Consider the following 12,783-nt stretch of genomic DNA (forward strand, 5'->3'; position numbering starts at 1 on the left):
TCGATCCGGCCGACGAACTCCAGGCTGCCGTCGGCGCGCCGGCGGGCCAGGTCGCCGCTGCGGTAGAGCCGGGCGCCGGGCGGGCCGAACGGGTCGGGCACGAACCGCTGGGCGGTCAGCCCGGGCCGGTTCAGGTAGCCCCGGGCCACGCCGGGCCCGCCGACGTGGATCTCGCCGGTGACGCCGACCGGCACCGGATTGCCGTACGGGTCGAGCAGGTGGATGCTCAGGTCGGCCAGCGGGACGCCGATCGGGTTGGCGGTGCCGGCCAGGTCGTCCGGGCGCACCTCGTAGTAGGTGGCGTGCACGGTGATCTCGGTGATCCCGTAGAGGTTGAGCAGCCGGGGCGCGGCCAGCCCGCGCCGGGCCACCCAGGGGCCGAGGTCGCCGTACTCCAGCTTCTCGCCGGCGAAGACGACCGCGCGCAGCGCGAGCCGGTCGATGCGGGGGTCGCCGTCGCGGGCCAGCCCCACCAGGCCGCGGAAGGCCGTCGGGGTCTGGTTGAGCACGGTGACCCGCTCCTCGACCAGCAGGTCGAGCAGGTCGCCCGGGGAACGGGTGACCTCGCGGGGCACGATCACCAGCCGGCCGCCGTGCAGCAGCGCGCCCCACAGCTCCCACACCGACACGTCGAAGGCGTAGGAGTGGAACAGCGGCCACACGTCGGCGGGGCCGAAGTTCAGGTCGTCCTGCGCCACGGTCGTCAGGCGCAGCACGTTGGCGTGGGTCAGGAAGACGCCCTTGGGGCGGCCGGTCGACCCGGAGGTGTAGATGACGTAGATGAGGTTCCCGGGGTCGACGACGACACCCGGATCGGTGCCGGGGCGCCCGGCGATCTCCGCGGCGTGGTCGGGGTCGTCCAGCACCACCACGGCGCCGTCGAAGTCGGCGAACCGCGCCCGGTGGGCCTCGGTGGTCACCACGATCCGCGCGCCCGCGTCGGCCAGCATGAATTCGAGTCGGTCGGCGGGGACGCCGGGCTCCACCGGCAGGTACGCCGACCCGGACTTCAGCACGCCCAGCAGGGTGGAGACCAGCTCCGCGCGACGGTCCAGGCAGACCGCGACCAGCCGCTCCGGGCCGGCGCCGAGGGCCCGCAGGTGGTGCGCCAACCGGTTCGCGGTGGCGTCCAGTTCGGCGTACGTCCAGCGCCGCGCGCCGTCCACGACGGCGGTGGCGTCACGGTGCGCGGCGGCGGTGGCGGCGAAGACGCCGTGCACCGTGCCGGTCACCGCGGCGGCGGGCCGGGCCGGGGCGGGGGTCGCCGCCGCCAGCTCGGCGTCGTCGAGGATGCGCAGCTCGGAGATCCGGGCGTCCGGGTCGGCGCCGACGTGCTCCAGCAGCCGGCCGAGGTGGTCGGCCATCCGCCGCACCGTGGCCCGGTCGAACAGCGCGGTCGCGTACTCCAGGTGCCCGCGCAGCCGGCCGTCGGCGCCCTCGACGACGTGCAGTTGCAGGTCGACCTTGGCGACCCGGGTGGGCAGCCAGAGCGTCTCGGCGGCGAGGCCGGCCGGCCAGGCGCCGCCGGGAGCGTCGTCGCCCAGGGTGAAGGCGACCTGGTAGAGCGGCGTGCGGGACAGGTCCCGCTCCGGTTCGCACTCGTCGACCAGCAGCGCGAACGGCACGTCGGCGTGGGCGAAGGCGTCCCGCACGGTGGCGCGGGTGCGGCGCAGCAGGTCGGCGAAGGTGGGGTCGCCCGTCCAGCTGCCCCGCAGGACCAGGTTGTCGATGCCGTACCCGACGAGGTCGCGCAGCTCGGCGCGGTCGCGCACGGACGTCACGCTGCCCACCGGGATGTCGGTCCGGCCGGTGTGGCGCGACAGCAGCGCCTGGAAGGCGGTCAGCAGGGTGACGAAGAGGGTGGTCTCCGCGCCCCGGGCGACCTCCCGCAGCGCGGCGGAGAGGTCGGCGGAGAGCGCGAACGGGACGGACGCGCCCCGCCAGTCCCGCACGCGGGGCCGGGGCCGGTCGGCGGGCAGCTCCAGCGGGGTGATGCCGGCGAGCCGGTCGCGCCAGTGCTCCAGGTGCCGCTGGAGCGGCTCGCCGCGCAGCCGGTCGCGCTGCCACGCCGCGAAGTCGGCGAACTGCACGGCCGGCGGCGTCAGCGGCGACCGCTCGCCCCGGACGAACGCGCCGTACAGCTGGGCCAGGTCGCCGAGGAGCACCGCCGTGGAGGGCGCGTCGCAGGCGATGTGGTGGATCACCAGCACCAGCAGGTGCTCGGCGGGGCCGAGCCGCAGCAACGTCGCCCGCACCGGCCACTCGGTCGCCAGGTCGAAGCCGGTGGCGGCCAGCCCGGTCGCCAGCTCGGCGGCCCGGTCCTCCCGCTCGGCCTCGGGCACCCCGGAGAGGTCGACCAGCGGCAGGTCCTGTGGGCGGGGCTCGTCGACGACCTGCACCGGCGTCAGGCCGGCCATCGCGTACCGGGTGCGCAGGATCTCGTGCCGGGCGATCAGGGCGTCCCACGCCCGGGTCAGCGCGGCCCGGTCCAGCGGGCCGCGCAGCCGCAGCGCCGAGGAGACCAGATACTCCGGGCTGCTGGTGTCCATCCGGTTGAGGAACCACATCTGCTGCTGGCCGAAGGAGAGCGGCAGGTCGCCCGAGCGGTCGACGGTCGGGATGCCGGCGCGCCGGCCGGCGGCCCTGCCCGCCAGCCGGCGTTGGACGAGCGACTCGCGCAGGTTGGGCTGGTTCGCGGTCGAGGTCATGCCTGGTGCTCCTTGGTCTGCCGCAGGTCTTCGGTCAGGTCGGCGTCGGAAAGCGCGTCCACCTCGGCCCGGATGAGGTCCTCCACCGCGCCCGCCATCGCCTCGACGGTCGGGTGCTCGAAGACGAGCCGGAGCGACACGTCGAGGTCGAACTCCTCCTGGAGGCCGGCGACCAGCCGGCCCGCCAGCACGGAGTGCCCGCCCATGGCGAAGAAGTTGTGCCGCACGCCGACGGGCACGCCCAGCAGGTCGCTCCAGATCGCGCAGAGGCGCTCCTCGACGACCGTGCGCGGCGCGACGAGGGCGTCCCCGTCGCCGGCGGCGCCGGTCGACACGGCCCGGGAGAGCAGGCCGAGCAGGGCGGCGCGGTCCACCTTGCCGTTGGCGTTGAGCGGGATCTCGGCCACCGGCACGAGCAGGCTCGGTGTCATGTAGTCGGGCAGCAGCCGGGCGCAGTGCGCGGCGAGGTCGGGCGCCTCGCCCCGGTGGAAGGCGACCAGCCGGTCCTCGTGGACGATGACCGCGCACTGGGTCACCCCGGGGTGTTCCTCGACGACGGCGCGGATCTCGCCGAGTTCGATGCGGTAGCCGCGCACCTTGACCTGGTCGTCGACGCGGCCGACGAAGTCCATCACCCCGTCCGGGCGCATCCGCACCAGGTCCCCGCTGCGGTACAGCCGGCTGCCCGGCGGCCCGTACGGGTCGGGCACGAACTTCTCCGCGGTGAGGTCCGGCCGGCCGGCGTAGCCGGTGGCCAGGCACACCCCGCCGATGTGCAGCTCACCGACCACCCCGACCGGCAGCAGCCGCAGCGCGTCGTCGAGCACCCGGACGGTGGTGTTCGCCATCGCCCGACCGATCGGCACGATGTCGGTCGTCTGCGGCGTCCGTACCGGGTGGGCCGTCATGACGACCGTGGTCTCGGTCGGCCCGTAGCTGTTGGTGAGCCCGCCCGGCCCGAGCCGGTCCAGCCACCGGTTGGCGGTCTCCTTGCGCAGCGCCGCCCCGGCCGTCCAGATCAGACCGGAGAGCTGTCCCGCCTGCTCGTCGTTGAGCTGCTCGGTGAGCAGCTCCAAATGCGGCGGGGTCATGATGAACCGGTCGAACGGGCCGGCCTTGACGAGCAGGCCGCCCAGCTCGGCGACGTCGAGGGCGGCGGGCAGCAGGGTCACCGCCTGACCCGAGACCAGTGGGCTGAACAGGTTGGGGATGGACAGGTCGAAGGCGATGGTGGTGAACAGCGGCGCGCCGTCGCCCCGCCCCGCGCGCGTCCCCCGGTCGCCCCGGGCCTCGGTCTCGACGGCGCAGGCGAGGAAGTTGGACACCGCCCGGTGCGGCAGGAGCACGCCCTTGGGGCGGCCGGTCGAGCCGGAGGTGAACAGCACGTAGGCCGTCTCGAGCGGGTCGGTGTCCCGCTCCGGCCGGCTGGTGGGGCCGGCGCAGAGCATCAGCCGGTGGGTGTCCACGTGCAGCGTCGGCACGGTGAACCTGGGGGCGTACGCGGCCTGGGTGACGCCCAGCTCCACGCCGGCGGTGGCGAGCATGTGCCCGATCCGCTCGGCGGGGTACGACGGGTCGAGCGGCAGCACGGCCGCCCCCGCCTTCCAGGTGCCGAGGATCGCCGCGACCAGGTCGACGCCCCGGTCCAGCAGCACGGCCACCACCGCGCCCCGGCCGACACCGGAGCGCCGCAGGTGGTGGGCGAACTGGTTGGCCCGGTCGTCCAACGCCGCGTAGGTGGTGGTGAGGTCGCCGTGTCGCAGCGCCACCGCGTCCGGCGTCCGGCGTCGCTGGGCCTCGAAGAGGTCGCAGACGGTCGCGGCGGAGCGGGGCACGGTGGGCCCGTGCACCTCGTGCAGGAGCTGGTGGCGCTCGCCCGGCGCGAGCAGGTCGAGGTCGTGGAGCGGGGTCCGCGGCTCGGCCGCCGCCGCGGCGAGCAGCCGGACGAAGTGGTCGGCCATCCGCCGGACGGTCGGCTCGTCGAACAGGGCGGTGGCGTACTCCAGGCTGCCGGCCAGGGTGCCGTCCGGGCGGGGCCAGACGTGCATGGTGAGGTCGGTCTTGGCGACCCGGGCCGCCCGGCGCAGGGCGTCCAGCAGGGCTTCGTCGTCGGTCGACTGGCCGGTGACGCCGCCCTCCTGGGCGTTGAGCATCACCTGGTAGAGCGGGGTGCGGGAGAGGTCGCGGACGTCGACGAGGTCGTCGACCACCCGCTCGAAGGGCAGGTCCTGGTGGGCGAGGGCGTCCAGGGTCCGGGACCGGACCGCCCGCAGGGCCGCCTCGAACGACGCGGCCGGGTCCAGGGTGCAGCGCACCACCACGGGGTTGAGGAAGACCCCGGCGATCTGCTCCGCCTCGGGGGGCCGTCGACCGGAGGTGGGTGCGCCGACGGCGACGTCCCACTGCCCGCTGTAGCGGGCCAGCAGCGTGGCGAAGCCCGCCAGCATGGTCATGAACGGGGTCGCCGAGCAGCGCCGGCCCAGCGCGGTCAGCTCCCGCGCCAGCCCGGTCGGCACCTCGAACTCGACGTGCGCCCCGCGCGGGTCGCGCTCGGCCGGCCGGGGCCGGTCCAGCGGGAGGGCCAGCTCGGGCACCCCGGCCAGGTGCTCGCGCCAGAAGCCGAGCTCCCGCTCGACCCGGTCGTCGGTGAGGTACTGGCGCTGCCAGGCCGCGTAGTCGGCGTAGTGCACCGTCAGCTCCGGCAGGTCGGGCTCCCGGCCGGCGGCGCTCGCCGCGCAGAGTTCCCGCAGGTCACGCTCCAGGATGCCGGCGGTGGTCGCGTCGGAGGCGATGTGGTGCAGCGCCACCAGCAGCAGGTGGTCCGCCCCGGCCGAGGTGACCAGGGTGGCCCGCCACAGCGGCCCGGTGCGCAGGTCGAAGCCCTGGCCGAGCTGCGCGTCGACGAGGTCGACGAGCGGGGCCTCGGCCGCGTCGCGGACCGTGAGGTCGACGGGACCGGGCGGGTCGATCCGCTGCCGCGGCTCGCCGTCGCGGGTCAGGTAGCGGGTGCGCAGCGCCTCGTGCCGGGCCTCGAGGGCGGTCAGCGCCGCCCGTACGGTGTCGGGCGTCAGCGAGCCGGGCAGGCGCAGGTAGAGCGGCACCACCCACTCGGGGCTGCCCGGCTGGAGCTGGTCCAGCAGCCACAACCGCCGCTGCGCCGGGGAGAGCGGCAGCGGGCCGGTCCGGGGCACCGGGAGCACCGCCGACGTCGCGGGGGCGCCGCCGCCCAGCAGGGCGGCCTGCGCCTCGACCGTGCTCGCGGCGAGCAGCTCCCTCAGCTCGACGCGCACGCCCGACTCGGCGGCGAGGCGGCTGGCGAGGCGGACGGTCACCAGCGACGAGCCGCCGAGCTGGAAGAGGTCGTCGTGCACCCCGACCCGGTCGACGTCGAGCAGGTCCTGCCAGAGCCGGGCGACCAGGCGCTCGGCGTCGGTGCGCGGGGCCAGGTAGGCCGTGCGGTCGGCGGTCCCGACCGGCGGCAGCGCCGCCCGGTCCACCTTGCCGCCGGTGGTGAGCGGGAACTCCGCCACCGGCACGAACACGGCCGGCACCAGGGCGTCGGGCAGCCGGTCGGTCAGGAAGGACCGCAGCTGCGCGGCGGTCAGGGGGCGCCGGCTGGCGACGTACGCGGCCAGCCGGGGGCTGCCGCCGGGCTCGGCGAAGCCGACGACCACCGCCCGCCGGACGTCCGGGTGGGCGGCCAGCGCGGCCTCCACCTCGCCCGGCTCGATCCGTACTCCGTTGATCTTGAGCTGGTCGTCGGCGCGGCCGACGAACTCCAGGCTCCGGTCCGAGCGCCACCGGACCTGGTCGCCGGTGCGGTAGAGCCGCGCGCCGGGTGGCCCGTACTCGTCCGGCACGAACCGCTCGGCGGTCAGGTCGGGCCGGTTGAGGTAGCCGCGGCCGAGCCCGGCCCCGCCGACGTAGAGGTCGCCGACCACGCCGATCGGCACCGGCCGCCGGTTCGCGTCCAGCACCTGGAGCCGGAGGTTGTCCAGCGGCCGGCCGATCGGCACCGGACCGGTGCGCTGGGCGAGGTCGACCTGCTGGGCGGTGACGTCGATGGCGCACTCGGTGGGGCCGTAGGTGTTCCACACCCGCACCCCCGGCACCGCCGCCAGCCGCTGGCACAGCTCGGCGTGCAGCGGCTCGCCGGCGGAGAAGACCAGCCGCAGCGAGGTGCACCTCGGCCAGTCCGGCTCCTCCGTCACCAGGTGCAGCACCGACGGGACGCCCTGGAGCACGGTCGCCCCGGACCGGATGACCGCCGCCACCAGGGCGGCCGGATCGCGTTCGGCGCCGTCCGGCGCGAGCGCCACCGTCGCCCCGCAGATCAGCGGGGCGAAGAACTCCCAGCCGGCCGCGTCGAAGCTCACCGCGGTCTTCTGCAACACCCGGTCCGCCGGCGACAGGCCGTGCTGCCGGACCGTCCAGGCCACCCGGTTGCCGATGGCCCCGTGGGTGACCACCACGCCCTTGGGCCGGCCGGTCGAGCCGGAGGTGTAGATGACGTACGCGGCGTTGTCGGGATCGATCCGGACCGGCGGCGCGGTGTCCGGTCCGGCCTCGATCCGGGACCGGTCGGCGTCCAGGCAGACCACGTGCGACGGCCCGGCCAGGGCGTCGTCGCGCAGGTCGGCCTGGGTGAGCACGACGTCCACCCCGGTGTCGGCGACGATCCACCGTCGCCGGTCCACCGGGTGCGCCGGGTCCAGCGGCAGGTAGGCGCCGCCGGCCCGCCACACCCCGAGCAGGGCGACCACGAGGTCGACCCCCCGGCGCAGGTGCACGCCGACCGTCGACTCCGGACCGACGCCCAGACCCACCAGGTGCCGGGCGAGCTGGTTGGCGCGCCGGTCGAGTTCGGCGTAGCCGACCCGTACGTCCCCGGCGAGCACCGCGGTCGCGTCGGGCGTCGCCGCGGCCTGACGGGCGATCAGGTCCGGCAGGACGACGGGACCGGCCGTGCCCGCTCCGGCGGCCGGCAGGGTGGACAGAGGGGTGCTCATCGGGGTGCTCCTCCGGGGTGGGGGTCGATCGCGGACGGCCGGGGTCACGCCTGCCGGGGGCCCGTCAGACGGACGCGCCGTCCATCCGCAGGCGCAGGCTCTTCGGCCGCATGTCGGTCCAGAGCTCGTTGATCCGGCTGAGGCACTCGTCCCGGGTGCCCTCGGTGCCCTCGGCCCGCCAGCCGGCCGGCAGCGCCCGGTCGCTCCACCAGATCGAGTACTGCTCCTCGTCGTTGAGCACCACCAGGTAGCTGCGGTCGTCGTCGCTCATGTTCTCTCCCTCGTGGGTTCCGCGGTCGCCACGGCGGCGGCCGGTACGGGTGTGAAGTCGTCGATCCGCACGCCGAGACCCCGCTCGGCCGCCGTGCGGCGGACGTGCTCGGCCAGCGCGATGTCCAGCACGCCCAGGCCGAACGGGGAGACCACCACCGGTGCGGGGACGTCGACCGGGGGCAGCGCCGCACCGCCGGCCAGCCGGCCGATGGTGGTGTGGATGAAGTCCCGGCCGCCGGTGAGCTGCTCGGCGAGGTGCAGCGAGGTGCGCTCGCGGCACACGTGGTCGGGGTCGTCGACGACGTTGCGGGCCGCCAGCACCGTCCGGGGGTGCAGGTCGCGCAGCGACAGGTGCAGCACCACGCTCTCCGGCTGGCAGGCGGTGAGCTCCAGGTGCGGTTCGCTGGCGGTGGTGGCGATCGAGACCAGCCGGTGGGCGGCCAGCGCCTGCTCGGCGTCCGCCACCACGCTGATCGTCGTGCCCGGCAGCAGGGCCGCCGCCCTGGTGGCGAACGCCTCGGCCCGGCCCGGGTCCGAGTCGTGCAGCACGAGCGAGGCCGGCGGCGCCAGGGCCACGGCCAGAAAGCGCAGCACCTGCTGGTTGATCAGCCCGCAGCCGATCAGCGCCAGGCCGTCCGGGTGGCGGTCGGCGGTCAGCAGCTGCGCGGCGAGGGCCGCGCCGGCCGCGGTCCGTCGCGCGGAGACGACCGAGCCCTCGATGACCGCCTCGGGCTGGCCGGTCTCCAGCGAGTTGAGCACGATGGCCGCGCTGGCCCGGTCCAGGCCCCGCTCGATGTTCGCCGGGAACGAGGCGATCCACTTCATGCCGGCGGCCGGCGGGTCGGTGCCCAGGTACGCGGGCAGCCCGATGATCCGGTTGCGGGCGTTCTCGGGGAAGCGCAGGAAGACCGAGTGCGGCACGCTCGTGCGGCCCTGCTCGTGCAGCAGGTACGCCTGCCGGACGAGGTCGATGACCCGTGCCTCGTCGCCGTCGAGCACGTCCCGGACCACGGCGTGGCCGATGATCAGCATTTGTCGCCCTTCCACAGGTGGCTGACCTCGCCGAACTGTTCGGTCACCCAGCGATCGGAGTAGATGGTGTCGAGGTAGCGGTCGCCGTTGTCCGGGAAGATCAGGACGCTGGTGCTCCCGGCGGGCAGGTCCGCCATCCGGCGCCGCAGCGCGGCCACCGTCGCCCCGGACGACCCGCCGGCGAGGATGGCCTCCCGGACGGCCAGCAACCGGCAGCCGACCACGCAGTCGAGGTCGGAGACGTGCAGCACCTCGTCCGGCCTGGCGTCGGCCGCCAGCGGGGGCACCACCGAGGCGCCGTGCCCGGGAATCAGCCGGGGCGCGGGCGGGTGACCGAAGATCGCGCTGCCGACGGCGTCGACCGCGACGATCCGGGTGGGGTGGCCGTTCTCGCGCAGGTAGTCGGCGCAGCCGACCAGGGTGCCGCAGGTGCCGGTGGAGCAGAACAGGTAGTCGACCCGGCCGTCCAGCTCGGTCATGATCTCGGCCATGGTCTGCCGCTGGGCCCGGGCGTTGAGCGGGTTGGTGTACTGGTCCGGGCGGTAGGCGCCGGGCACGGACTCCACCAGCTCGCGCACCCGGCGCCGCCGCACCGCGAGGTACTCGCCGGTCACCGGGTCGGGGTGCTCGATCATGTCGATCTCGGCCTGGTACGCGGCCAGCACCGCCAGGTTCTGCCGGGTGGTCTTCGGGTCCACCACGCAGATGAACCGGATCCCGAAGTACGCGCAGATCTGGGCCAGGCCGATGGCGAGGTTGCCGGAGCTGGACTCCACCACCACGGACCGTCCCGGCACCAGTTCACCGGACTCGATCTTGCCGCGCAGCATGTTCAGCGCCGCCCGGTCCTTGATGCTCCCACCCGGATTGAACTGTTCGAGTTTCGCGTACGCCCGGGCGGGAAACTCGGGAAACAACCGGTCCAGGCGCACCAGGGGCGTGTTGCCGACCGTGGAGAGAATTCCCTGATCCATTTCAACCCCCTCTCCGGGCTGACGGAAGGTCGCCCGCATCCGCCGTGCGGGCGCTGTGCGCGGCGACCCGTCGACGACGGGCGCCGGGTCGCCGAGGTGCTCAGCTCATGCCGAGTTCGAGCAGCATCCGCTGGTCGACGTCGCCCGCCAGGCAGGCGTCGGCCACCGTCGCGGCCGGGTTGGCGCAGGCCGCGCCGAGCAGGGCCAGGTACTGGTCGAAGAGCCGCTCGACGGTGGCGCGGTCGAGCAGGTCCGTGTCGTAGTTGAACTCGGTGCGCAGGGCCAGGTCGGGTAGCTGGTGGACCGTGACGGCGAGGTCGAACTGGCCCTCGTCGTAGGGCACCACCACCTGGCGGATCCGGTGCCCGACGAATCCGTTGCTGGTGTCGGACAGGGTGTCGCCGTGCTGCCGGGCGAGCAGCGTGATGGTGACCCGCACCAGCGGGTCCCGGTCCCGGCGGGCCGCCTGGACCAGGGGGAACGGGTAGGCGGCACGCGCCACCCCGTCCGACAGCTGGCGTCCCGCGGCGGCGATCGCCGTCGCGAAGGTGGTGCCCGGGGTGAACGACGAGCGCAGCACGACCGGGTTCACCAGCATCCCGACCACCTCCCGCAGCGCCCGCCCGCGCCGCACCGACACCGGGCAGCCGATGGTGAACTCGCGCTGCCCGGTGCACCGGTGCAGCAGCGCCTCGAAGACGCCGAGCAGGACGGTGAACGGGGTGACCGTCAGGGCGGCGGCCGTGGCGCGCACCTGCCGGGCGGCCTCGTCCGGCAGCGTCCGGGCGACGGCCGCGCCCCGGTAGGACCGGGTGGCGGGACGGGGCCGGTCGGTGGGCAGGGTGGCGGCGGTGGCCCCGGCGCAGGTGCGGGCCCAGTGCTCGGCCAGTTCGGTCCGCCGGGGGCCGGCCAGCATGGCCTGCTCCCGCGCGACGAACTCGTCGTAGCTGGGGTGCGTGGGCCACCGCACCGTGCCCCCGCCCCGCAGCACCCGGTACGCGTCGCCGAGGTCCCGCCAGATCAGCCACTGGGAGAGCCCGTCGGTGGCGATGTGGTGGATGACCAGCACCAGCGCGCAGTCCGTGTGCCGCCGCAGCAGCACCACCCGCAGGGGACCGTCGTGTTCGAGCCGGAGCGGCTGCTCGCCGACGGCGTGGATCAGCGTACGCAGGGCCGCGTCGTCCACGTCGCCGACATCGCGGACCTCGACCGCGCCCGAGCCGACGGGGTCGACCAGCCGCACCGGCCCCGCACCGGTCTCGGCGAACCGGGACCGGAGCAGGTCGTGCCGAGCCTGGACGGCGACGAGGGCGGCCCGCAGCACGTCGGGGTCGAGGACCGGCTCGGCGAGCACGGCCGTCACCACGTTGCTGGTCGAGCTCTCGGGCGCGAGTCGGTACAGCGCCCACTGCGCGGCCTGACCGACGGACAGCTCCCGGGTGTCCCCGTCGCCGGCGTTCACTTGGCGCCGAGCACGAAGTCGGTCAGGTCCCGGACGCGGACGAAGTTGCCGACCTCCTCGTCCGGCACCTCGATGTCGAAGTGGACCTCCGCGGCGCCGAGCAGGTCGACCAGCTTGAGCGAGTCGAGGCCCAGGTCCACGAAGGTGTCGTCGGCGGAGATCGGCCGGTCCGGCTCCTCGGTCATCAGCTTGCGGGTCAGCTGCTCGACGTCGGCGGCCACCTGGTCAACGGTCATGTCAGTGTCCTTTCGAGGGGTGTTCAGGGCATCCGGACGATCTGGCCGGCGTACGCGAGGCCGGCGCCGAAGCCGAGCAGCAGCGCCTTGTCGCCGGGCTTGGTCCGGCCGCTCTCGTGCAGCCGGCTCAGGGCCAGCGGCACCGAGGCCGCCGAGGTGTTCCCCGTGTCGACCACGTCCCGGGCGACCTTCTCCTCCGGGATCTCCAGGATCTCGGCGAGCTGCTCGATGATCCGCAGGTTCGCCTGGTGCGGCACGAACCAGTCGATCTCCGACAGGTCGATCCCGGCGCGGGCGCAGGCCTCCCGCGCGACCGGGGGGATGTTCTTGGTGGACCACCGGTAGACCAGTGGCCCGTTCATCGAGGCGTACTCCTTGCCGTCCCCGGCCCACTTCGTGCCGAGGATCGGGGCCCGCCGGCCGTCGCTGCCCCACACCACCGGCCCGATGTCCTGGCTCTCGGAGCGGGAGATCACCGCGGCCCCCGCGCCGTCGCCGAAGATGACGTAGGTCGCCGGGTCCTCGGGATCGATGAACTCGGTGAGGTGCTCGGCGCCGACGACCAGCACGTTGCGCGCCTCGCCGAGCCGGACCGCGTTGGACGCGACCGACACCGAGTAGGCGAAGCCCGCGCAGGCGGCGTTCAGGTCGAACGCGCCGGTGGCCGGGATGCCGATGCGGTGCGCGACCTCCGGCGCCCCACCCGGGATCCGGTCCCGCTTGGTGGCGGTCGCCAGGATGAGCAGGTCGACCTCGGAGGGGTCGACGTTCGCCATCGCCAGCGCCTTCGCGCCGGCCTCGGCCGACATCACCGGCACGGTCTCCCCCGGGCCGGCCGCGTGTCGGGTCCTGATCCCGGTGCGTTCCTCGATCCACTCCGGGGTCACGTCCGTTCGCAGTGCGATGTCCGGGTTGGTGACCACGCGGGTGGGCCGATAGGCGCCGAGCCCGGTGATCGCCGAACCGAAGATGTCCGACATCGTTCTCCCTTCGTCAACCCGGCCGGCAGCCGTGTCGACGACTGCCGGGAGAAAGGCTCGGGCAGCCGCCTCATAGCTTCTCTACATATCGACGCGGCATAGGAATGCC

Annotated in this window: 8 protein-coding genes (1 of these 8 cut by a window edge); all 8 read right to left on the bottom strand. The window is 74.6% G+C overall.

Annotation, left to right across the window (positions count from 1 at the left end; genetic code table 11):
- Positions 1 to 2,708, bottom strand: the beginning of a protein-coding gene (locus tag ACSNN9_RS03115; protein ID WP_436671095.1) for a non-ribosomal peptide synthase/polyketide synthase. 20,602 nt of this gene lie to the left of the window's left edge; the window shows 2,708 of its 23,310 coding nt (coding positions 1–2,708); its start codon is at positions 2,706 to 2,708; its stop codon lies off the left edge, out of view.
- Positions 2,705 to 7,717 carry an amino acid adenylation domain-containing protein gene (locus tag ACSNN9_RS03120; RefSeq protein ID WP_436671096.1) on the bottom strand — a complete coding sequence of 1,671 codons (5,013 nt, stop codon included), beginning with the start codon at positions 7,715 to 7,717 and terminating at the stop codon, positions 2,705 to 2,707. The genes ACSNN9_RS03115 and ACSNN9_RS03120 overlap by 4 nt, the downstream gene beginning before the upstream one ends.
- A gap of 64 nt (positions 7,718 to 7,781) precedes the next feature.
- On the bottom strand, positions 7,782 to 7,988 hold the full coding sequence (locus ACSNN9_RS03125; protein ID WP_121401347.1) for an MbtH family protein: 207 nt from the start codon (positions 7,986 to 7,988) through the stop codon (positions 7,782 to 7,784).
- A complete protein-coding gene (gene sbnB, locus ACSNN9_RS03130) occupies positions 7,985 to 9,022 on the bottom strand; it encodes a 2,3-diaminopropionate biosynthesis protein SbnB (protein ID WP_436671097.1) in 1,038 nt (345 codons plus the stop codon). Before sbnB ends, ACSNN9_RS03125 begins: the two co-directional genes overlap by 4 nt.
- Positions 9,016 to 9,996 carry a 2,3-diaminopropionate biosynthesis protein SbnA gene (gene sbnA, locus ACSNN9_RS03135; protein WP_436671098.1) on the bottom strand — a complete coding sequence of 327 codons (981 nt, stop codon included), beginning with the start codon at positions 9,994 to 9,996 and terminating at the stop codon, positions 9,016 to 9,018. Before sbnA ends, sbnB begins: the two co-directional genes overlap by 7 nt.
- A 100-nt stretch (positions 9,997 to 10,096) precedes the next feature.
- Entirely contained in the window at positions 10,097 to 11,458 is a 1,362-nt protein-coding gene (locus ACSNN9_RS03140; protein WP_436671099.1) for a condensation domain-containing protein, read from the bottom strand.
- Positions 11,455 to 11,694, bottom strand: coding sequence for an acyl carrier protein (locus tag ACSNN9_RS03145; protein WP_101410848.1), 240 nt, complete (start codon positions 11,692 to 11,694; stop codon positions 11,455 to 11,457). Before ACSNN9_RS03145 ends, ACSNN9_RS03140 begins: the two co-directional genes overlap by 4 nt.
- 23 nt (positions 11,695 to 11,717) lie before the next feature.
- Positions 11,718 to 12,674, bottom strand: coding sequence for a beta-ketoacyl-ACP synthase III (locus ACSNN9_RS03150; protein ID WP_358093345.1), 957 nt, complete (start codon positions 12,672 to 12,674; stop codon positions 11,718 to 11,720).
- Positions 12,675 to 12,783: the final 109 nt, after the last annotated feature.

The sequence above is a fragment of the Micromonospora sp. URMC 107 genome, from assembly GCF_051386315.1.
In the GTDB taxonomy this organism is placed as follows: domain Bacteria; phylum Actinomycetota; class Actinomycetes; order Mycobacteriales; family Micromonosporaceae; genus Micromonospora.

Bases quoted from the DNA above. Each gene is read 5' to 3' on its own strand.
- ACSNN9_RS03120 (WP_436671096.1), bottom strand. From the start codon at position 7,717: ATGAGCACCCCTCTGTCCACCCTGCCGGCCGCCGGAGCGGGCACGGCC.
- ACSNN9_RS03125 (WP_121401347.1), bottom strand. From the start codon at position 7,988: ATGAGCGACGACGACCGCAGCTACCTGGTGGTGCTCAACGACGAGGAG.
- sbnB (WP_436671097.1), bottom strand. From the start codon at position 9,022: ATGCTGATCATCGGCCACGCCGTGGTCCGGGACGTGCTCGACGGCGAC.
- sbnA (WP_436671098.1), bottom strand. From the start codon at position 9,996: ATGGATCAGGGAATTCTCTCCACGGTCGGCAACACGCCCCTGGTGCGC.
- ACSNN9_RS03145 (WP_101410848.1), bottom strand. From the start codon at position 11,694: ATGACCGTTGACCAGGTGGCCGCCGACGTCGAGCAGCTGACCCGCAAG.
- ACSNN9_RS03150 (WP_358093345.1), bottom strand. From the start codon at position 12,674: ATGTCGGACATCTTCGGTTCGGCGATCACCGGGCTCGGCGCCTATCGG.